Origin of the sequence: Vibrio sp. THAF64, assembly GCF_009363455.1 — a bacterium.
Classification (GTDB): domain Bacteria; phylum Pseudomonadota; class Gammaproteobacteria; order Enterobacterales; family Vibrionaceae; genus Vibrio; species Vibrio coralliilyticus.
In genome coordinates this window covers 1,065,424-1,088,250 of record NZ_CP045355.1, presented here as the reverse complement: position 1 = coordinate 1,088,250, position 22,827 = coordinate 1,065,424, and the positions used below count along the sequence as shown (strand labels likewise).

Genomic DNA, 22,827 nt, shown 5'->3' with positions numbered 1-22,827 from the left:
AGCGGAATAACTAGAGTTGGCCTTCTTAATCGAAGCAAACAACTCTAGTCTTCGAGTGAGAGAGTTCACAGCTCTTACAGCTTACGTAAACTCGCTAGCGCCTTCTCCAACTTTGCTTCCATTGGCGCACTCACTTCCATCCACTCGTCATTGGATGGGTGTTTAAATTTAATATTAGCGGCATGAAGAAACAGTCGGTCTAACCCAACTTTTCCTGTGTAAGCATCAAAACGTCGATCACCATAACGGTCGTCCCAAGCAATTGGATGACCAGTATACTGAGTATGGACACGAATTTGATGCGTACGCCCCGTTATTGGGCTCGCCTGAATCAAAGTAGCCTCAGCAAACTTTTCAATAATCTTAAAACGAGTCTCAGAAGGCTTACCCTGTGGGTTGACGCGAACGATACTGTTCACTTCATTTTTCAATAGTGGTGCGTTTACGACCTTGCAACTACTCTTCCACTGCCCCATCACCAATGCGAAATAGTATTTCTGCACGGTTTTCTCACGAAACTGAGCTTGAAGATGACGCAGCGCTGAACGCTTTTTCGCAACCAAAAGAATTCCCGAAGTATCACGATCAATACGATGCACTAACTCTAGAAAACGAGCTTGCGGTCTCAGTGCCCGTAAAGCTTCAATAGCACCAAATTTAAGCCCACTTCCTCCGTGAACTGCCGTACCCGAAGGTTTATTGAGGATAAGCATATGTTCATCTTCATAGATGATCATATGTTCTAGCTCAGCGACTTTATTCAGTTTGGTACTCGGTGCAACTTCGTCTTGCTTCTCTTCAATCGTAACTGGAGGAATTCTGACCAAATCCCCCGCCTTCAATTTATATTCAGCTTTAATTCGTTTTTTGTTTACGCGAACTTCTCCCTTGCGCAAGATCCGATAAACCATGCTTTTAGGAATACTTTTCAGTTGGTTGCGTAAAAAATTATCGATACGCTGGCCAGCCATATCTTCGTCGATATCGACAAATTGGACTTTTGTTCTAATTTCGCTCATTTCGATATTCTATCATTCTAACTTGCGTAAGTTCACGTTTTCTAGGCAACAATCTGGTAAATCGCTCTCTAAGAATGAATTTCTGTTCAGCTACGGATAAAAATCCATCAACATATTTACAATTCTCAGAAACTATCACACAAAGCCTTTAAATACAGAATCTTACAAAAATTAAAAATGGGTTTTTTAGCGTTTTATAATAAAGCAGATTGCTGAGTTTAATGGGTACTGCTATAGTTCACACCTGCAATGAATGATTAGGTTGCATTTTAATCAAACCCAATCGTTTTTGAGCAAGATATTGAGTAGCCCGCTAATTTACCAAAATGCAGCACACGGCGTAAGACATTTCCGGGATTAGTACAACTTGTTGCCCTACTCATAAATCTTTCATGTTGAGTATTATCCGCCATCATTGCGGCTTACAAGCCAAACTTGTTTGTAAGACTGACGTGCCCAAAGAGCATCCCTCCAGCCGGGAGGCTGCACAAATTTAAGCCATGGGATCCGGCACCGTGAAAGACACATCAAGGCAGCAAGAAAACATAGAATGACAACGAGATTTATCAATGAAAAGAATGTTAATCAACGCAACTCAAAAAGAAGAGTTGCGTGTTGCTTTGGTTGATGGTCAGCGCTTATATGATTTAGATATCGAAAGCCCAGGCCACGAATCCAAAAAAGCAAATATCTACAAAGGACGTATCACTCGCATCGAACCAAGCCTGGAAGCAGCCTTTGTTGACTACGGTGCCGAACGACACGGATTCCTCCCTCTAAAAGAAATTGCCCGCGAATATTTCCCTGAAGGTTACACTTACCAAGGTCGTCCAAGCATTAAAGAAGTGCTGACTGAAGGTCAGGAAGTAATTGTACAGGTTGAGAAAGAAGAACGTGGCAGCAAAGGTGCTGCACTAACGACATTCATTTCTCTTGCAGGTAGTTACCTTGTTCTGATGCCTAATAACCCTCGTGCTGGCGGTATTTCCCGTCGTATCGAAGGTGATGAGCGTACTCAACTGAAAGCTGCACTGGACACCTTGGACCTACCTAAAGGTATGGGCCTTATCGTACGTACAGCAGGTGTAGGCAAAAGCGCTGAAGAATTAGAGTGGGATCTTAACGTTCTACTTAATCACTGGGGTGCCATCAAGCAAGCTTCTGATGCCAACCCTGCGCCACTGCTTATTCACCAAGAAAGTAACGTTATAGTCCGAGCTATTCGCGACTATTTGCGTCGTGACATTGGTGAAATTCTCATCGATAGCAACACCATCTATGAGCGTGCACTAGAGCATATCCAACTAGTTCGTCCAGACTTCGTCAATCGAGTCAAAAAGTACGACGGCGAAGTTCCACTGTTTAGCCACTATCAGATCGAAAGCCAGATTGAATCGGCGTTCCAACGAGAAGTGCGTTTGCCATCTGGTGGCTCAATCGTTATTGACCCAACCGAAGCATTAACGTCAATCGATATCAACTCAGCCCGTGCAACGAAAGGCGGCGATATCGAAGAAACTGCACTGAACACCAACCTTGAAGCAGCCGATGAAATTGCACGTCAACTTCGTCTTCGTGACCTAGGTGGCTTGGTTGTTATCGACTTCATCGATATGACGCCAGTGCGTCACCAACGTGAAGTTGAGAACCGCCTGCGTGACGCAGTTCGCCTCGACCGTGCTCGTGTTCAGATTGGCCGTATCTCACGCTTTGGCCTACTAGAAATGTCTCGCCAACGCTTGAGCCCATCTCTAGCAGAAGCAAGCCATCACATCTGTCCTCGCTGTAGCGGTACAGGTGTGGTTCGTGATAATGAATCTCTTGCTCTTTCTGTTCTTCGTTTGATCGAAGAAGAAGCATTAAAGGACAACACAGCTCAAGTTCTGGCTGTTGTTCCTGTTCCGATTGCGTCTTACCTTCTGAACGAAAAGCGTCGTTCAATCAACCACATTGAACGCATTCAGGAAGTTAAGATCACGGTAGTTCCTAACGCAGATATGGAAACGCCGCATTTCGAAGTGATTCGAGTTCGTGAAGGCGAAGAGTTTGATTTGCTGTCTTACTTGCTGCCTAAGAAGCTCGAGTCGATGAAAGAAGCAGAAGGTCGTGAGGTTGTAGAGCCTGAAGTTAAGCCTAAGAAGCTTGAAGAGCCTGCACTAAAAGGTTTTGCAGCACCGGCTCAATCTGCGCCAGCGCCAAAGCAACCAGTGAAGAAAGCACCAGAGAAAAAGTCAGAGCCTCGTGATGAAAAGCCAGGCTTAGTATCTCGATTCTTCAAAGCTCTGGGTAGCTTCCTATTCAGCTCTGAACCTGAAAAAGAACAGGTTGAAGAGAAACAAGAAAAAGCAGCGAAGAAAGACGGTCAGCGTAACAACCGCAACCGCCGTAATCGCAACGACCAACGTCGTCGCAATTCTCGTGACAATCGTAACGAGAGTCGTGAAGATAAACGCGATAACAAACGCAATAAACCTCAACGCGAACGTGATGAAGCTGCCAATGAAAATAAAGCAGCATCGAACGAACGTAAGCAACAAAATCGCAAGCCTAAGCAGGATCGCCGTAACAAGCAGCGAGACGACGCGAAAGCGAGCAAAGTTGCAGAGGAAGGTTTGAAACTTGCGGCTGAAGCGCAAAAAGACGACAAACCGAATCGTGCAGAAGAAAAAACGACCAAGGTAAAAGAGCGCCGTCAACGTCGTAAACTGAACAAGCAGGTTCGAGTTAAAGACCAGAAAGCGAAAGCTGAAGCGGTTGAAGAAGTAAAACAGGTTAAAGCTGAAGCTGTAGCAGAAGCCATCGAGCAATCGACTGAAGAAATCGCAGCCGAAGATGCAGAACAACCTAAACAACGTCGTAATCGCCGTTCTCCACGTCATCTACGTGCCAGCGGTCAACGTCGTCGTCGTGGTCGCGATCGTCGCCCTAACCCGTTCCGCTTACGCAAAGGTGGTGTTGCTTCTCCAGAAATGGCAATGGGTAAAGTCATGCCAAGCTACGGTATCTCTAAACCAGAACCGAAGCACAAAGCAAAAGCTGAACAGGCTGCGGCACCAGAAGTGGTCACTCAAGCACTTGGTGGGTTCGCTTGCCCTGAAATGGCAATGGGCAAAGTTATCGTACGTCGCCAAGAGCCAGTGATTGAAGAGCCGAAAGTTGTTGAGCAAGCTGCTACGGTTGAAGCCACACCTGTGAAGACACCTGCACCTAAAGCGGTTGAGTCACAAGTTGCTCCAGAACCAGTTGCAGACACGGCTGCTATTGTAGAAGCGGAAGCAGCACCTGCCCCTGTTAATACAAGCTCTGAGATTATCGTACCGACAGCATTTAAAGGCCACGCCTCTGCTCCGATGGCGAAAGCACCAGGAACCACAGAAATGAAAGAGATTACTGTGATTGCTGCACCTTTCCGAGAAGAGCGCTACCTATCTAAAGGTGCAGGCAGCCAGGTTGCTAGCAATAAAGCCAGCGCTGCAATGGCAAAGCCTCAAAGCTTTTAATTAGGTTTGATGAAGAATAAAAACAGCCCCATAACGGGGCTGTTTTTTTATGTATATATGGTAACGAGCATGACTGTTCTCACTATTTGTCACAAATATTAGCCAATATCTGCTTCTTTGTTGAACTTAATCACACTTTTAGGTAGCATTCGCCGACTCGATCTGAATCATTCGCTTGGTTTTCAGTGCTCTTTTACATCGCATTTTGCTCACATGAAAACTAAGCCAGAACCTATACTTAAATCTGTCGTTCTCTGGTATTCAGAATAACCGTAAACATTTAGCATAACTGAGCAAGCATGTTTGAATTCCCTCAATTTTCGAAACACTCTGTAAAAAATGACGTGTTATCAGGCCTGACCGTTGCACTTGCATTGGTTCCTGAAGCCGTTGCCTTTGCCTTCGTGGCTGGTGTCGACCCTATGGTTGGCCTGTATGCAGCATTTATTGTCGGCCTAATTACTTCCATTTTTGGTGGCCGCCCAGGCATGATCTCGGGTGCAACAGGTGCAATGGCAGTCGTAATGGTGTCGCTAGTCGCATCACACGGTGTCCAGTACCTTTTTGCTGCCATATTACTTGCTGGTATCCTTCAAGTAGCCGCAGGTCTATTTAAGTTAGGTAAGTTCATCCGCATAGTGCCGCATCCAGTTATGATTGGCTTCGTTAACGGTCTAGCGATTGTGATTTTCTTAGCTCAGCTTGGTCAGTTCAAAGCGCCAGACATTAACGGCATGCTAACTTGGTTACCTCAAGATCAAATGATGCTGATGCTGGGTTTAGTAGCGCTAACCATGGCTATTATTCACTTCCTGCCAAAATTCACTACCGCCGTACCATCATCCTTGGTAGCGATCGTCACAGTGACAGCTTTGGTAGTAGGCTTAGATCTGGAAACACGTACAGTTGTCGATTTCCTACGTACAATGTCTGGTGATGATGCAGCAACGCTGGCAGGCTCACTACCAACGTTCTCTGTCCCAGCAGTACCGTTAACACTGGAAACACTACAAATCATCCTCCCGTACGCTATCATTCTTGCGGCGATTGGTCTGATTGAATCTCTGCTAACACTGACTGTTCTGGACGAAATGACAAACACTCGTGGTCAGTCTAACCGTGAATGTATCGGTCAGGGCATGGCAAACATGACGTGTTCAGTATTTGGCGCTATGGGTGGCTGTGCGATGATTGGTCAGTCGATGATCAACGTTAACTCAGGTGGTCGTGGTCGTTTGTCAGGCATTGTTGCTGCTTCTGCACTGCTGATATTTATCCTGTTCGCTTCTTCACTTATCGAAATGATCCCACTAGCCGCACTAGTCGGTGTGATGTTCATGGTGGTTATCGGTACTTTTGAGTGGGCAACATTCAAACTGGCTCGTCGCGTACCAAAACAAGACTTCTTTGTAATTGTACTCGTAACGGTCGTAACGGTAATGACCGACCTTGCTATTGCCGTCTTCGTTGGTGTTATTGCCTCTGCTCTGATGTTTGCTTGGCAACACGCTAAACACATCTATGCCGATACAAGTATCAACGCAGAAGGTTCTAAAGAGTACAAAATTCACGGCCCGGTATTCTTCGGTTCAGTCGCAAACTTCCTTGAGATTTTCGATGCGCATGAAGATCCAAGTGATGTTATCGTCGATTTCGCTGATTCACGTGTAACCGACCACTCAGCGATCGAAGCTATCGAAACACTAGCCGAGCGTTATTCTGCTCAGGGTAAGACACTTCATCTACGCCACCTAAGCCCAGATTGTCGTAAGCTTCTCGACAAAGCAGGCAGCTTGGTAGAGATTAACGTCAAGGAAGACCCAAGCTACAAAGTCGCAACCGACGTGCTAGCGGGTTAAGCAGACGAAAAAAGGGCTTCCATTTGGAAGCCCTTTTAACTTATCGTTAATACTTACAACAATTTATTGAGTTTTTCACCCATCAGTTCCAAACGCCAGCTTTGCATCACATCTGGTAATATTGATGGATCGCGATCTTTTTTCCATACCCAGCTAATCAACTGATTCAATTGTTTCTTGGACGCCAAAAACTCCGTCGCCAGCCCAGAAGCCTGAGAGGCTTTTTTCACTTCATCTTTAAGGGTTTTAAACTTCTGCTTGTAGCCTGGCATATCCATCAAGCGCTCAATTTTAGCCGGATACTCATCTACAGGCGTCATTTTGGCTGATTTAACAATCGAGATAATACGTGCGCTGTGGCGTTGCACAGAACGAATATCTAATCCTTCCTGCTCCATTCTTTGTTTGTTCTGTAAGCCTAAACGAGCGACAGTAAGTAGATCATGTTCTTTAAAGACGAAATTCAGTGCTAGGTCACGGCGAATCGCCTCTTTGAAGCGCCAAGTAGCAAGCGGCTTTAATAAAGCTAACTCACTCGGTTTCAGTTGCCAAGCGCCCTTAACATCCAAGTAGGCTTTTTCAGGATCAAGTGACTTGATACGCTTGGTAGCCAGTAAATCACTTTCCTGCTGAGCCGCTTCCCACCAGCCAGCCTGAGTAATTTCTTCAAGCAGCTTTTCATACAATGGCAATAGATAGTGGACATCTGCGGCCGCGTAGTCGAGCTGTTTATCCGTTAGCGGTCTGGCAAGCCAGTCTGTACGAGATTCACTTTTATCCAGTTCTACGCCAAGATAAGACTCAACCAAAGAAGCAAAGCCCGTTGACAATCCGTGGCCCAAGAATGCCGCCATCAGTTGGGTATCCACCATCGGGTAAGGCAGGCAACCAAAGCTGTTGTTAAACACTTCCAAGTCTTCACCACACGCGTGTAAAACCTTTAACACTGATGTGTCCTTTAGAAGGTGAACAAACGCCGTCATATCATCAATGACTGTTGGATCAATCAGAGAAAGTGTTTCACCATCAAATAACTGAATAAGGCCAAGCTGAGGGTAGTAGGTTCGTGTTCGGACAAACTCGGTATCAAGCATGACGACATCTGCATTTCTAGCTTGTTCACACACTTTTTCTAGCTGGTCTGGGCGGGTAATGATTTGATAATTCACAAAGCTCTCACTGTGACTGATGGGGTCTGCAAATAAAAATGCCGACTGGTATTAGTCGGCATTTTAACACTAAACACTTGGTTCTGCTTATTTTTAACTTTAGCTAGCCTTTGCCAAGTTTGCATCATTCTCTTCACGCAAAACACGGCGTAGTATCTTACCGACATTGGTTTTCGGTAATTCATCTTTGAATTCAACTAGCTTAGGCACTTTATAGCCCGTCAGGTGCTGACGACAGTGAGCAATGAGCTCGTCTTTCGTCAGGCTTGGGTCTCGCTTGACAACGTAAATTTTCACGAGCTCACCCGACACTTCATGCGGCTGACCAATCGCTGCGACTTCCAGTACTTTTCCATGCAGTGCCACGACATCTTCAATCTCATTTGGGTACACGTTAAAGCCGGACACCAGAATCATGTCTTTTTTGCGATCCACAATGTGAATCAAACCTTGCTCATCAAACTTAACGATATCGCCCGTCGACAGCCATCCTTCACTATTAATGACTTCTTTGCTGGCTTCTGGTCTTTGCCAATAACCTTGCATCACTTGAGGGCCACGAACCTGCAGTTCACCAACTTCAGTATTCGGTACAGGATTCCCTTCATCATCAACAATACGCACTTCTGTAGAAGGGACAGGCAAACCAATTGCGCCTGTGTATTCTGTGAGGTCATATGGGTTCACCGTCACCAAAGGTGAACATTCGGTAAGACCATAACCTTCTAATAGGTGTACACCAGTTGTCTTCTTCCACTGCTCAGCAACCGCACGTTGAACGGCCATACCGCCACCTACCGCTAACTTTAGATTGCTAAAGTCCAGCTCGTGGAAATCTTCATTATTGACCAAAGCATTGAACAGCGTGTTCACACCGGTAATTGCAGTGAACGGACACTTTTGTAGCTCTTTGACAAAACCTGGGATATCTCTCGGGTTAGTGATCAACAGGTTACGTCCGCCCAGTTCTAGGAACAATAGGCAGTTCACCGTCAAAGCAAATACGTGGTAAAGAGGCAGCGCGGTCACAACAACTTCCCGGCCTTCTTTTAGTACCGGCCCATACATTCCTTTGGCCTGCAAAATGTTTGCAATCATATTGCTATGAGTCAGAATGGCCCCTTTCGCAACCCCTGTCGTACCACCGGTGTACTGAAGGAAAGCAATATCATCCCCGGACATAAAAGGCTTAACGTATTGCAAGCGTCGACCTTTATGCAGTGCCTTACGCATTGAAATTGCCCCTGGTAGGTCATACTTAGGCACCATGCCTTTCACGTACTTAACCACAAAGTCGACCAATGTGCCTTTTGCGCGTGGAAGCATCTGACCTAAGCTGGTCAGTACAACATGCTTAACAGGAGTATTGTTTACGATTTGCTCTAATGTATTCGCAAAGTTAGATACGATTACAATCGCTTTCGCACCAGAGTCATTTAGCTGGTGTTCAAGTTCACGTGGCGTGTATAGAGGGTTCACATTAACAGCGATCAGACCTGCACGCAGGACGCCAAACAATGCCACTGGGTATTGTAGAAGGTTTGGCATCATCAAAGCAACGCGGTCGCCTTTTTCCAGCTTAAGTTCGTTCTGTAGGTAAGCAGCAAAAGCGCGGCTACGCTCTTCAAGCTTACGAAATGTCATTACCGAGCCCATGTTCATAAAGGCAGGCTGATCAGCATATTTCTGTACTGACTGCTCAAACATTTCCACCAATGACGGATATTGATCAGGGTTGATATGCTCAGGCACATCACTTGGATAACGTGATAACCAAGGTTTATCCACGGTAATACTCCTCGAATTAAGCTGACTGTTGTCGACGAAACGCCGTGTTTTTACTGACGACTATTACAACACAGGCAAAGGGGTTGAGCACGAAAGACTCAAACACTTGTTTAAATTTTGTTAACTAAGCCAAAAATTAGGTTAGATACTCTAGAAGGGACTTGTAGATGGCAGTGATGTCCACCCTCAACCGTAAAAATTTCGGCCGGATTAGGAGTGTCATCCTGTGTTTTCTGCAAGTGGGAGAAACCTTGTTCGCCTAGCACAACAATCTGCGGACAGGTGATCTGTCGGCTGATTGATTGTGCATGCTCAAATGACATGCGATACAAAGACTGGCTTTGTAATTTCTCATCGTGACGCCATATCCAACCATCATTGGTCTTTACCAATCCTCGCTGGACGATGGGTCTGATAAGGTCAGAAGCAATTTGATTAACCTTAGCCCTGACATCAACAGCAGTGGCATCAGACTCAAATGCTCTAGTTGGTTTGCTACGAATTCTATGACGACTCAAAACGCCTTCTCTCAAACGAGAAACCGTTTCGCTCTCTTCTTCCGCCAAAGGCCCGTGCCCTTCTATCTGAACCAATCCACTGATCTGTTCAGGAAAGGCGGCACTATAGCAACTTGCAATCAAAGCACCAAGAGAATGACCAACCAACACCAGTCTGTTTGGCGATAAGTTAGCCAAAAACTGATAAACATCGTCAATATAGTCATGAAATGGGTAGAAATTACTGCCTGGCTTATGACTAGAATAACCATGACCGGGCAGGTCAATAGCGCACAAGTGCAGTGAAGGGGCGGATTGATGCAGCTCTTGCATCAAGGATTCAAAGCTGGCGGCATTGTCCAACCAGCCATGAAGAAAAACGATAGAGCAGTCTGCTGTCTGGCTATAACCGTATTCGATTGCGGCTAGGTGACCATCGGCTAAGGGGTAACGTGTGTCTCTACAGGTCATTTGACTTCTTGAATCACCTTGCCCTGCCTGGTACCTCGGGTGAGGTCACGACAATACAAACTGCGGCAAGGGTACATTGATGGCCCAAAGTCATCGTGCACAATCACACGCTCTTCAATTCGCCACAGATGATAACTCTTGATCTTCATGACTGGAAAATCATAGCTATATTCACCCACTTTGGCAGCTTCAGTGCCACTGCTATCACCGAGCAAGGTAATCAATCGCCCTTCTGACAGCGTTACTGGATCGGCGAAGCCATCAATATAGCCTACGAATCGGCCTTGAGGTTCTTGGTCAATATCAGGCTTACCATTGGAACTGATGGGTAAATTAACGACTTCCACTCGCGTCTTGTCTTTCAGGTTAGTCACACTGGCAATCACACCGCCCAAGCGAAGTTCCTGCTTTTTTGCTGCAGAAGCTTGCCAGCCGGAGTAATCCGTTTGTAGGTCTGGGTTATCTGACGCGAGGTTTTCTGGAAGAGTACTGCACGCGGTAAGTGCAACAAGCACACTGGCCATAGAAACAAGTTTAAAAACACGTGGCATCATAAGGACTTACCAAAAAGGGTTATATATAAATATCGACACCTAACAGCTGCGATAGTTCATCACGCTTAGACTGATTCATCACATTCATATACTCTTCCATCGCTTTGCGGCCCTGCCCTTCTGGCAAGTCGTATTGCACTTGAGCTTTATGAATGTCTGACTCATTTACGTGACGGATAGAATGCGCCACCGCGTTGGCGACTTTGGATGGCTGGCCAACGGATGACTTCTCCTGAGATTTTTTTACCTCATTCTTTTTTCCGGTTTTATTGGCCTTATTCGGTCCCGGAACCGAAGGAGGCAATCCATTAATCGAAACCATACTATCCGTCTAATTACACCTTATTCTCTGCCTGGCAATTTCTTCCATGCTACGGTATCACGCAGATACACAGGGCTGGCATCTTCTACCGTCACGGTGTTACCCTGCTCCAATTCGAATTTCGCCAGTGCGACGATATCTTCCGCATCAGGGAAAAGAACCTCTCCCGCCGCGACTTCAAATTTCAGCTCAGCTAGCGCTTCCTGATACGCTTCCCAACCCGTTCCTGCAGTCAACCAGCGTTGTTCATCACTTTGGCTATTTTCAGCCAAAACCGCAGGTGGAATAACACATTCGGCATCAGTAGCCATCCAAGTGCCATCTTCTTGACGCGAAAAACGACCCCAGTAGACTTCGCTCATACGTGCGTCAATCGCACACGCCACGTGGCTTACACCGTGTTTACGGTAACTACCTTGAGCCATTGCTTGCAATGTTGAAACACCAATCATAGGCAGGTCAGCACCAAACGCTAAACCCTGTGCAATACCAATGCCAATGCGGACACCTGTAAAGCTACCCGGTCCACGACCAAACGCGAGCGCGTCAAGTTCAGCCAGAGTGATCCCCGCTTCTTTCAGCACTTCATCTACCATAGGGAGAATCTTTTTGGTGTGGTCTCGCGGTGCTACTTCACTGCGAACATAGATCTGGTCATTAACTAGCAATGCAACAGAACAGTTCTCTGTTGCCGTGTCTAAGGCAAGAATTTTTGCGCTCATTGAATTCTCTGATTATTCGGTTGTTTCTGAAATTTGTTTAAGGAAATCCTGCACTAACTCTAAATCCCGTGTTCGAGGAATTGGAGGTAAGCTGGCAAGGAATACGCCGCCATATTCGCGCGTCACCAATCGATTATCACAAATGATCAGCGCACCTTTGTCTTTCTTATCTCGAATTAAGCGACCAACCCCCTGCTTGAGGGTAATCACAGCATCCGGTATCTGGACCTGAGAAAATGGATCCCCGCCTTTAAGCTGGCAATCTTCTATCCGCGCCTTAAGCAACGGGTCATCAGGTGCAGTGAAAGGTAATTTGTCGATAATAACACAGCTCAGGGTGTCACCTCTAACATCAATCCCTTCCCAAAATGCTCCGGTCGCCACCAGCAAAGCATTACCCAGCTCCATAAACTCTGCCAGTGTTTTTTGTTTACTGGTTTCTCCTTGCAGCAGCACCGGAATACTCAAGCACTCTCGGAACCTTTCACCAAGCTCTCGCATCATGCTATGAGAGGTGCAAAGGAAAAAGCAGCGACCCTGATTCTGTTCAATCAAAGGGCTGAGCATGCGAACAAGCTTATCCGCCATACCCGGGCTGTTCGGCTCAGGAAGGTAACGCGGAACACAAAGCCTTGCCTGACTTTGATAATCAAATGGACTTGGCAAAGACATTTCCGTCTGAGGTTTTAGACCCAGCCGAGAAGTAAAGTGGCCGAAATCCCCTTTAACCCCCAGAGTTGCAGAAGTAAATATCCACGCCCCTTGCTTTAGCTCGATCTGTTCTTGAAACTTATCTGATACCGAAAGCGGGGTGATATGAAGACTAAAATGACGCGGAGTCGTATCGTACCAATAGGAGTATCCCGTAATGGAAACTTCACAAATTCGCTCTAATCGAGCTTGAATCGTGCTGGCCCGTTCATACGCCGTATCCAACAACTGGCTTCGGCCCAGCGCTAATTTGAGCACTTCGAGACAAAAATCCAGCGACTCACGTAATCTTTCTAGTTCTCTGGCAATTGAGGGAGATTGAATCGCTTCACGCCAGTTGCCTCGGAAACCTGGTTCGCCGAGGGCAATTCTTAAGTCCATCGCACTTTGCAGCAATTTCTCACTGATCTTCTGCAATTGGCGCATGTCTTTCGCTTCGGTGCGATAGCCAATTTCAATATCCTTGGATAGCTCCTGAATCTGACGACTGGACAGAGACTGGCCAAAGTACTGACTGGCAATATCAGGTAGCTGATGAGCTTCGTCGAAGATAAACACTTCTGCTTCTGGTATCAGTTCCCCAAACCCCGTTTCTTTTATCGCTAAATCTGCCAAAAACAGGTGATGATTGACGACCACTACATCCGCATCCATGGCTTTTTTGCGAGCCTTAAGAACAAAGCAATCTTGATAACTTGGACACTCTTTACCTAAGCAATTGTCGTTGGTTGAAGTGATTGTTGGGATCACTGGGCTGTCTTCAGCGATTTCGTCACAGTCGCCTAAATCCCCACTTTTGGTCTCGCTCGCCCATGAGCGCACTTTAACCAACTGGCTAAGCAGTGTTGGATCCGCATGATGTCCATGACTCTCTACCATTTGGCGGCTAAGGCGATCTAAACACAAATAGTTTGCTCGGCCTTTAAGTAACGCCACTTGCCCGTAAAAGCCCAAGGCATCGGTCATTAAAGGTAAATCACGATGGAACAACTGTTCCTGCAGGTTTTTCGAGCCCGTGCTGATGATGGTTTTTTTGTCGCTCAGCAAAGCTGGAACCAAATAAGCGAAGGTTTTCCCCGTTCCGGTTCCTGCTTCAATGACCACTTGCTGGTCACTTTTTATCGCTTTAACCACAGATTCAGCCATATCTAGCTGAGCCTGTCGTGGTTGGAACCCAGGAATCGCTTTACCTAGAGCACCATCTGCTGAGAACGTTTTAGAGATCATCAAAGGCTGTAATTTGAGTTGAACAAGATTAGGAACGAGGGATTATGGCAGGTTTAAAGACGTGGCGCGAATGCAAATCTGATCCGCGCCGATAGGTCACTTTATTGATGAGTAAATTGTGTTAACGACGGTTGAGATAACGCGATAGCCAAGCGGGACCAGCAAACTCATTCTGACTATCCATCATGGCTCGAGCTGCTTCACTGGGCGACGCTTTGTTTTCCCACATTTCATTGAGAAGCTCTTCATTGATTTCGTGGTCACCTAGTAGCGCACTGACTCTTTCGGAATACAACTTACGTGCTAGTAGATCTTTATCCATACGTACCACCTGTCGGGCTAAAATCTGACAATTTTTAAACAAATTCGCCAAGCTAATCGGTTAACTCGGATTAATTGTTGAAACCATCTTGATATTAGTTTAATTGTAGCTTCCATATTGTGGGGCGCTTCACCGTTCAACGCCCGACAAAAATTTCAGAATACGAAAAAAATAATTCACGGAAGTTTTAACCCAATGGAAAAGAAAACACTGCTCACTCATTGTACAGATGCACCTGGCTTGATTTCTAAGATCACCAATATCTGTTACAAGCACCAACTCAACATCATCCACAATAATGAATTTGTCGATAATACCAGCGGCCATTTCTTCATGCGTACTGAGCTGGAAGGTTACTTCAATGATCAAACCTTCCTTGCCGATCTCGACCAGGCTCTGCCTCAAGGCGCTAAACGAAAGTTGATTGGCCCAAACCGTAAACGCATTGTCATTCTCGTCACCAAAGAAGCGCACTGTATTGGTGATATCCTAATGAAAAACTACGACGGCAGTCTGGATGTCGATATTGCGGCAGTGGTGGGCAACTATGATACGCTACAGAGCCTGACTGAAAAGTTTGATATTCCATATCATCATGTGTCTCACGAAGGGCTAAACCGTGAAGAACATGAACAGAAGATGCTTGAAGTCATCGATCAGTACAATGCGGACTATCTGGTTCTGGCTAAATACATGCGCGTACTAACACCATCATTCGTCGAAAAGTATCACCATAAGATCATTAATATCCACCATAGCTTCCTGCCCGCTTTCATTGGGGCGAAGCCTTACCAGCAAGCTTACGAGCGAGGCGTTAAGATCATTGGTGCAACAGCGCACTTCGTCACTAATGACCTCGACGAAGGGCCAATCATCAAGCAAGACGTGATTCCGGTCGATCATAACTTTAGCGCGAAAGATATGGCACAAGCAGGACGAGATGTTGAGAAGAATGTACTCAGCAAAGCACTCAATAAGGTGATAAACGACCACGTATTTGTCTATGGCAACAAGACTGTGATTCTTTAATCTTGTATCTAAATGCAAAAAGACCTCCCATTGGAGGTCTTTTTAATTTCAGGACTTTATTCGAACCTACTTAAAGCTTCGCAGCCAGTTCAACACCTTGTCTGATAGCACGAACAGCATCCAACTCACCGGCATGATCGGCGCCTCCTATGATATGAAGCTTGTCACCAAACTGCTGCCACTGGTCCTCAAAAGGTCTCACCGACTCCTGACCCGCACAGATGATTACTTTATCCACTTCAAGTAACTCAGATTTGCCATCATGGCTGATGTGCAGACCAGTATCATCAATCTTGTCGTAGCTAACACCACCCACCAGATTCACGCCACGCTTCTCAAGCGTACGTTTATGAATCCAACCCGTGGTTTTACCCGGCCCTTTACCAACTTTGCCCTTGCGGCGCTGCAGAACCCAAACATCTTTTTCGCTTAGGGATTCAGGATAAGGGTACAAACCGCCCGGATGCGCGATCTCTTTATCAATTCCCCACTCATGCAGCCAGTCGTCTAAATTGTGACCAACTGGCTCTGTCAGCATGGTTGCTACATCCACACCAATGCCACCCGCACCAACAATCGCAACTTTCTCACCAACGTAAGTTTTCTCTTTAATTAGCGTCTGATAATCAATCACTTTTTCTGGGTTGTCGATCCCGTCAATCTTGACTTTACGCGGCTCCACGCCCGATGCCATGACTACTTCATCATACTCGACCAACAGATCAAAGTTGGCATCCGTTTCAAGATGTAGCTTCACGCCTGTTTCATCAATCTGATTGGCAAAATAGCGAATGGTCTCGCGGAATTCCTCTTTACCCGGAATCTGCATGGCTAAGCGGAACTGCCCACCAATTCGGTCATTGCGCTCAAACAGATCAACATGGTGGCCTCGTTTCGCCAGAGTCGTCGCACATGAAAGGCCAGCTGGACCAGCTCCAACTACAGCGATATTCTTCGGCTTATCGGTAGGTGTAATTTTCAGTTCATCTTCACGACAGGCAAGCGGGTTGACCAGACAGCTAGCCCGTTTGCCTTTAAAGACATTATCCAGACACGCTTGGTTACAACCGATACAAGTATTAATCAAATGCGACTGTTTATTTTCAGCCTTAATGACAAAATGCGGATCCGCTAGGAAAGGTCTTGCCATGGACACCATGTCAGCGTGACCACCTGAGAGAATACGCTCAGCTTCTTCTGGCGTATTGATACGGTTACAGGTGACAATCGGCACATTGACATGTGGGCGCACTTTTTCAGTCACCCAAGTAAAGGCTCCTCGCGGCACTTGAGTTGCGATAGTCGGGACTCTTGCTTCATGCCAGCCGATACCGGTATTAATAATGGTCACCCCAGCTTTCTCAAGCTCTTTTGCCAGAGTAATCACTTCGTCAAACGTGCTGCCTTCCTCAACCAAGTCCAGCATAGAAAGTCGGAAGATGATGATAAACTCTTCACCCACTTCTTTACGAATCGCACGCACAACCTCTAATGGCATACGCATGCGATTTTCGTAGCAACCGCCCCACTCGTCATAACGCATGTTGGTACGTTTACAGATGAACTGGTTGATCAGATAACCTTCTGAACCCATCACTTCGACACCATCGTAGCCCGCAGATTGTGCCAGCTTGGCGCTGTTAGCAAATGCATCAATGGTTTTGTGGATCTGACGAGTACTCATCTCACTTGGAGAAAAGCGAGCAATTGGCGCCTTTATGGCAGAAGAGCTTTGTGAAAACGGGTGCATGGCGTAACGCCCTGCATGAAGAAGCTGTAAAGCGATTTTCCCGCCATGTTCGTGAACGGCTTCTGTCACGACTTTGTGCGCTTTAGCATGCTTAGGTTTACTGAATTCCGCACTAAATGGGTGTAAACGACCACGTAGGTTAGGCGAGAAACCACCGGTCACAATCAGACCAACACCACCTTTCGCACGTTCAGCGTAAAAAGCAGCCAGTTTTCCGAGACCTTCTTTGTGCTCCTCCAGACCAGTGTGCATCGAGCCCATTAAGACTCGGTTTCTAATCTGAGTAAATCCTAGATCCAACGGCTCTAACAAGTTTGGGTACATGGCAGACATCACTTTGTTATTTTGTTCTGGTCTGACCAGAATACGGCGAGTTGTAATAAAAATCAAACAAGCGTTTACAATTTTGTAACACCGATCAATCTTGCAGTTGTTTGGGTATACTAGTTTAAGTAGGATATAAGTTATCTGTATTTATAAGGTCTTAGACTATCAAGGCCTATACCTGCGCTAAGCGCAGCGGAGCCCTAATGAAAAAATTATTTAAGTTTATCGGTATGATCTTTAAAGGCATATGGAAGCTGATTACCTTTATTCGTCTTGCCCTAGTTAATCTTATCTTTCTCGCCACTATTGGTATTATCTACTTCATCTACACCAGCGCAGAATCTCCGATCCCATCCGTGCCTCAAGAATCCGCTTTGGTGCTGAATATTTCAGGCCCCATTGTTGAGCAATCAAGATACGTTAACCCAATGGACTCTTTCACTGGCTCGCTATTTGGTCAGGATATGCCAAGAGAAAACGTCTTGTTTGATATTGTTGAGTCAATACGCCATGCCAAAGACGACCCTAAGATCACTGGTATTGTGCTGGCTCTGCGTGACATGCCAGAAACCAACCTGACTAAACTGCGCTACATTGCGAAGGCTCTGAATGAGTTCAAAGCTTCAGGCAAGCCTATTTACGCCGCGGGTGAGTTTTACAACCAAAGTCAGTATTACCTAGCCAGTTATGCCGACAAGATTTACCTAGCTCCAGATGGCGCTGTATTGATTAAAGGCTATAGCGCTTACTCGATGTACTACAAGACGCTGCTAGAAAAGCTGGATGTAAATACTCACGTTTTCCGCGTCGGCACCTATAAATCAGCCATCGAACCTTTTGTACGTGACGATATGTCAGACGCAGCGAAAGAGTCCGCGTCACGCTGGTTAGGCCAGCTATGGGGAGCCTATGTGGATGACGTTGCCACTAATCGTCAGGTTTCCGCCAAAACGCTCAATCCAACTATGGAAGAGTTTTTAGGTTTATTAAAAGAACAAGACGGTGACTTGGCTGCTTTGTCTTTGGAGCTTGGCTTGGTAGATGAGCTGGCGACCCGGCAACAAGTACGTGCCGACTTGACCGAAGTATTTGGTAGTAATGGTGAAGACAGCTACAACTACGTCGATTACTACGAATATCAAACCACAATGAAGCCGAAATTCGATTTGTCGCAAGATGACATTGCGATTGTCGTTGCTAGCGGTGCCATTATGGACGGTTCCCAACCAAGAGGTGCAACCGGTGGTGATACCGTCGCGGCACTTTTACGTCAAGCGCGCAATGACGACAAAATCAAAGCTGTTGTTTTACGTGTGGACAGCCCAGGTGGTAGTGCGTTCGCATCCGAAGTGATTCGTAATGAAATCGAAGCGCTGAAAGAAGCTGGCAAACCTGTGGTTGCGTCTATGTCGAGCTTAGCGGCATCCGGCGGTTACTGGATTTCAATGGGCGCAGATCGAATTGTTGCTCAGCCAACGACGTTGACCGGTTCAATCGGTATCTTCAGTGTGATCACAACGTTTGAAAAAGGCCTAAATAAACTCGGCGTATACACTGATGGTGTCGGGACTTCCCCGTTCTCAGGCGTAGGCATTACCACTGGCTTATCCGACGGTGCTGCCGATGCCTTCCAAATGGGGATTGAACACGGCTATCATCGCTTTATCAGCCTGGTCAGTGAAAGCCGTGAAATTCCATTGAAAGACATGGACAACATTGCTCAAGGCCGCGTATGGACGGGCCAAGATGCAGCGAAGTTGGGCCTGGTTGATAAAATGGGTGACTTTGACGACGCTGTGAAGATGGCTGCTGAGCTGGCAAAAGTCGAAGATTACAACCTGTACTGGGTAGAGGAGCCACTATCGCCTGCTGAACAGTTCATCCAAGACTTCATGAATCAAGTCAAAGTCAATCTTGGTGTCGATGCCAGCGCATTCCTGCCTGCCGCCCTACAGCCTGTGGCTGCACAAGTTGTTCAGGATGCTAGCCTGCTGGACAGTTTCAATGATCCAAAAGGCCAATATGCGTTCTGTTTAAACTGTCAGGTTCAGTAACGATTGAGCGACTGATTCACAAACTGGATTAAGTCTATCTGGGGTATTCCTGTGCGGGATGCCCCTTTTTATTACTACTGATTGATATATAATCCCACGCTCTGTTCCCCCTACAATTAACTGGTTTCTAAGCAATGGCAAGAAAACACATTTATATCGCTTACACTGGCGGAACCATCGGCATGAAAAAGTCAGATGACCATGGTTACGTTCCAGTGGCTGGATTCATGGAAAAACAACTGGCTAGCATGCCAGAGTTCCAGCGCCCAGAAATGCCAGAATTCACTATTCACGAGTATGACCCTCTGATCGATTCATCCGATATGACGCCAAAGGACTGGCAGCAAATCGCAGATGATATTCGCGAGAATTACGACAAATACGATGGTTTCGTTATTCTGCATGGCACAGACACGATGGCGTATACTGCCTCGGCACTGTCTTTCATGCTGGAAAACCTCGGCAAACCTGTGATTGTGACGGGCTCACAAATCCCACTTGCGGAGCTACGTTCGGATGGCCAGGCCAACCTGCTTAACGCTCTGCACATTGCGGCCAACTACCCAATCAATGAAGTCACTCTGTTCTTCAACAACAAATTGATGCGTGGTAACCGCAGTACGAAATCACACGCGGACGGTTTCAATGCCTTTACTTCCCCGAACTTACCACCGCTACTAGAAGCGGGTATCAATATCCAGATCAGCAACGATATTGTGGTGGGTGAAAAACCAGAAGGCGAATTTAAGGTTCATGACATTACGCCTCAGCCAATTGGCGTGATCACCATGTACCCGGGCATCTCACACGAAGTGATCCGTAACACGCTGCTTCAGCCAGTCAATGCGATGATCCTATTGACCTTTGGTGTGGGTAATGCGCCGCAAAACCCAGAGCTACTCGCGCACCTTAAGGATGCCTCAGAGCGTGGTGTTATCGTGGTCAACCTAACTCAATGTTTAGCGGGTAAAGTCAACATGGGCGGTTATGCGACTGGCTGTGCACTGGCTGAAGCTGGTGTAATTAGTGGTTACGACATGACCCCAGAAGCTGCACTTGCCAAACTGCATTACCTCTTGAGTCAAAATCTGACTTACGAACAGGTCAAAGTCCAAATGCAGCAAGTACTGCGCGGTGAAATGTCGATATAGCAACATATCTTCAAGAAATTTTACTGATAAAAAAGTCGACAATATGTCGACTTTTTCTTTTTAATTCAGTGCTCTGATGAGATTCGGCGAGCTTGTTCTGACTGAGGATTCAGTTCATCATACGCTTTTCAATCGCAATCCATTTCACCTTATGCACATCGATCATTCTATATGGGTTTGGCTACTATTCAGCGCTTCCATTCTTGCCGCGTTTCTTAAAGCGCCGAAAGCCTCATTGAGTTTGCTTGCAGCAACTCTCCTCGGTGGCTTTATAGCTGGTGTATTATCACCTCTAGGCTTGATACTCGTAGTTACCTTTCTAGCAGCTACTTACTACCTCAAAAACAAGTCCTCGCTACCACCAGAAATACTCTCAACCGTAGTCATCATTGGGAGCCTCGCACTCTTTCTACATTTGGTGCCTGGCTTTAGCAATCCGCAGGTACTTCAAAATGTGCAAGCTGGTCTTCTGAGTGCCGATTTCAGCATGTATTTGAACCTAGACAAACCACTGGCCTTCTTCGCCCTTCTTTTGGCCTTCCCTGCGTTGCTAGGTGAAAACCGCAAGATCAATTATCGAACCATGCTGTTGATATCAATCCCACTGTTCGCTTTACTGCCTATTGCGTCACTGCTAGGAGCAATCAAACCCGAGTTCTCTATCCCCAACTGGTGGTGGTTGTTCGCCTTTAACAATCTATTCTTCACCTGTGTCGCTGAAGAAGCCCTGTTCCGTGGTTTTATCCAACAAAAGTTAACGAATAAGTATGGTGCCTATATCGGCGTTGTAGTCGCGAGTCTGTTATTTGGATTGGCACACTTTGCAGGTGGCCCACTATTAATTGTTTTCGCGTCACTAGCTGGGCTTGGCTACGGCTTGATCTTCCATACAACAGGAAGATTATGGGCTGCAGTTTTGGTTCATTTTCTATTTAACTTCAGTCATTTGCTCTTCTATACCTACCCAATTCTTCGTGGATAATAAGCAAATACAAAAAAGCCAGCTCACTTGAGCTGGCTTTTTGGTGTTTATTTGAGTTTAACCGATGTGCGTTGCGCCGCCCATGTACTTTTGCAGTACAGCAGGGATTGCGATACGGCCATCCGCTTCTTGATTGTTTTCAAGAATCGCAACCATAGTACGACCAACTGCTAGACCTGAGCCGTTTAGCGTGTGTACTAGCTCTGGCTTCTTCTCGCCCTTACGACGGAAGCGAGCTTGCATACGACGCGCTTGGAAATCCCAAGTGTTTGAACATGAGGAGATCTCACGGTACGTCTCTTGAGCAGGAACCCAAACTTCAAGGTCATAAGTTTTACGAGCACCAAAGCCCATGTCACCTGTACATAGAACCACTTTACGGTAAGGAAGCTCTAGAAGTTGTAGCACTTTCTCAGCATGACCTGTCAGCTCTTCAAGTGCTGCCATTGACTCTTCTGGCTTAGTGATTTGTACTAGCTCAACTTTGTCAAACTGGTGCATACGAATAAGACCACGAGTATCACGACCGTAAGAACCTGCTTCAGAACGGAAGCAAGGAGTGTGTGCTGTCATCTTAATTGGCAGATCCGCTTCATCAACGATAGTGTCACGCACCATGTTGGTTACCGGTACTTCTGCCGTTGGGATAAGAGACAGTTTACGTGGTTCTTCATCATTCACTTTTTCAGTCAATGGCTCAGTATGGAACAGATCTTCACCAAACTTAGGTAACTGACCAGTACCTAACAAGCTGTCAGAATTCACTAGGTAAGGTACATACATTTCCGTATAGCCATGCTCTTCTGTATGAAGATCCAGCATGAACTGAGCAATTGCACGGTGTAGACGAGCAAATTGGCCTTTCATGATGATAAAGCGAGCGCCAGTGATCTTTGTTGCGCTAGCGAAATCTAGGCCATCGCCCATTTCACCTAAATCAACGTGATCTTTTACTTCAAAATCGTAAGACTTAGGCTCACCCCAACGAGAGATTTCAACGTTCTCGTTTTCATCTTTGCCATCTGGCACTTCATCGTCTGGCAGGTTTGGCACAGACAGCGTGATGTCTTCCAGTTTGTTCTGGATTTCCACCAGCTCAGCTTTTTTCGCTTCCAGATCGCTACCTAACGTACCAATCTGCTTTTTAATCTCTTCAGCACCTTCTTTGTCTCCAGCAGCCATTTTCTGACCAATTTGCTTGGAGATGGAGTTACGCGTGGATTGTAAATTTTCAACTTCTACTTGAATGGACTTACGTTGTTCTTCAAGTGTACGGATTGTCTCTACGTCTAGCTTAAAGCCACGACGCGCCAGTTTAGCAGCTGTTTCATCCAGCTCTGTACGAAGTAATTTAGAATCCAGCATTGTTAATC

Annotated in this window: 17 protein-coding genes; 6 read left to right on the top strand and 11 right to left on the bottom strand. The window is 46.2% G+C overall.

Annotation, left to right across the window (positions count from 1 at the left end):
- Positions 1-74: 74 nt before the first annotated feature.
- On the bottom strand, positions 75-1,019 hold the full coding sequence (gene rluC / locus FIU99_RS04970) for a 23S rRNA pseudouridine(955/2504/2580) synthase RluC (RefSeq protein ID WP_152472067.1): 945 nt from the start codon (positions 1,017-1,019) through the stop codon (positions 75-77).
- Between the two features lie 569 nt (positions 1,020-1,588).
- On the opposite strand from rluC, the gene rne reads away from it, so the two are divergent.
- Positions 1,589-4,519, top strand: a complete 2,931-nt coding sequence (rne, locus tag FIU99_RS04965; protein WP_152472066.1) for a ribonuclease E — start codon at positions 1,589-1,591, stop codon at positions 4,517-4,519.
- A 299-nt stretch (positions 4,520-4,818) separates the two neighbouring features.
- Positions 4,819-6,378, top strand: a complete 1,560-nt coding sequence (locus FIU99_RS04960; RefSeq protein WP_019277913.1) for a SulP family inorganic anion transporter — start codon at positions 4,819-4,821, stop codon at positions 6,376-6,378.
- A 53-nt stretch (positions 6,379-6,431) separates the two neighbouring features.
- On the opposite strand, the gene rnd is transcribed toward FIU99_RS04960, so the two are convergent.
- The 8 genes from rnd to FIU99_RS04920 all read right to left on the bottom strand — a co-directional run bounded on the left by rnd (position 6,432) and on the right by FIU99_RS04920 (position 14,161).
- Complete coding sequence (rnd, locus tag FIU99_RS04955; protein ID WP_043007335.1) at positions 6,432-7,547, bottom strand: ribonuclease D; 1,116 nt, start codon at positions 7,545-7,547, stop codon at positions 6,432-6,434.
- A gap of 99 nt (positions 7,548-7,646) precedes the next feature.
- Complete coding sequence (fadD, locus tag FIU99_RS04950) at positions 7,647-9,335, bottom strand: long-chain-fatty-acid--CoA ligase FadD (RefSeq protein ID WP_152472065.1); 1,689 nt, start codon at positions 9,333-9,335, stop codon at positions 7,647-7,649.
- Between the two features lie 110 nt (positions 9,336-9,445).
- Complete coding sequence (locus FIU99_RS04945) at positions 9,446-10,303, bottom strand: alpha/beta fold hydrolase (protein WP_152472064.1); 858 nt, start codon at positions 10,301-10,303, stop codon at positions 9,446-9,448.
- Positions 10,300-10,857, bottom strand: a complete 558-nt coding sequence (locus FIU99_RS04940) for a Slp family lipoprotein (protein WP_152472063.1) — start codon at positions 10,855-10,857, stop codon at positions 10,300-10,302. The genes FIU99_RS04945 and FIU99_RS04940 overlap by 4 nt, the downstream gene beginning before the upstream one ends.
- A gap of 19 nt (positions 10,858-10,876) precedes the next feature.
- Positions 10,877-11,179 (bottom strand): hypothetical protein, encoded by a 303-nt coding sequence (locus tag FIU99_RS04935; RefSeq protein WP_006959299.1) that lies wholly within the window; start codon positions 11,177-11,179, stop codon positions 10,877-10,879.
- A 20-nt stretch (positions 11,180-11,199) separates the two neighbouring features.
- Entirely contained in the window at positions 11,200-11,901 is a 702-nt protein-coding gene (tsaB, locus tag FIU99_RS04930; protein WP_043007329.1) for a tRNA (adenosine(37)-N6)-threonylcarbamoyltransferase complex dimerization subunit type 1 TsaB, read from the bottom strand.
- A 12-nt stretch (positions 11,902-11,913) separates the two neighbouring features.
- The gene (locus FIU99_RS04925) at positions 11,914-13,839 is read right to left on the bottom strand and encodes an ATP-dependent DNA helicase (protein ID WP_152472062.1); all 1,926 of its coding nucleotides are present in this window, start codon (positions 13,837-13,839) and stop codon (positions 11,914-11,916) included.
- Between the two features lie 121 nt (positions 13,840-13,960).
- Positions 13,961-14,161: a hypothetical protein gene (locus FIU99_RS04920; RefSeq protein ID WP_006959302.1), complete on the bottom strand. Its 201-nt coding sequence runs from the start codon at positions 14,159-14,161 to the stop codon at positions 13,961-13,963.
- Between the two features lie 195 nt (positions 14,162-14,356).
- On the opposite strand from FIU99_RS04920, the gene purU reads away from it, so the two are divergent.
- A complete protein-coding gene (gene purU / locus FIU99_RS04915; RefSeq protein ID WP_006959303.1) occupies positions 14,357-15,190 on the top strand; it encodes a formyltetrahydrofolate deformylase in 834 nt (277 codons plus the stop codon).
- A 70-nt stretch (positions 15,191-15,260) separates the two neighbouring features.
- On the opposite strand, the gene FIU99_RS04910 is transcribed toward purU, so the two are convergent.
- Complete coding sequence (locus FIU99_RS04910; RefSeq protein WP_172974070.1) at positions 15,261-17,273, bottom strand: NADPH-dependent 2,4-dienoyl-CoA reductase; 2,013 nt, start codon at positions 17,271-17,273, stop codon at positions 15,261-15,263.
- Positions 17,274-17,470: 197 nt separating this feature from the next.
- On the opposite strand from FIU99_RS04910, the gene sppA reads away from it, so the two are divergent.
- From sppA to FIU99_RS04895, 3 genes are all read left to right on the top strand, one after another.
- Entirely contained in the window at positions 17,471-19,321 is a 1,851-nt protein-coding gene (gene sppA / locus FIU99_RS04905) for a signal peptide peptidase SppA (protein WP_152472061.1), read from the top strand.
- A gap of 134 nt (positions 19,322-19,455) precedes the next feature.
- Positions 19,456-20,472, top strand: a complete 1,017-nt coding sequence (gene ansA, locus FIU99_RS04900; protein WP_006959306.1) for an asparaginase — start codon at positions 19,456-19,458, stop codon at positions 20,470-20,472.
- Between the two features lie 151 nt (positions 20,473-20,623).
- Positions 20,624-21,454, top strand: a complete 831-nt coding sequence (locus FIU99_RS04895) for a CPBP family intramembrane glutamic endopeptidase (RefSeq protein ID WP_172974069.1) — start codon at positions 20,624-20,626, stop codon at positions 21,452-21,454.
- A 57-nt stretch (positions 21,455-21,511) separates the two neighbouring features.
- On the opposite strand, the gene serS is transcribed toward FIU99_RS04895, so the two are convergent.
- Positions 21,512-22,819: a serine--tRNA ligase gene (gene serS / locus FIU99_RS04890; RefSeq protein WP_152472059.1), complete on the bottom strand. Its 1,308-nt coding sequence runs from the start codon at positions 22,817-22,819 to the stop codon at positions 21,512-21,514.
- Between the last annotated feature and the right edge of the window lie 8 nt (positions 22,820-22,827).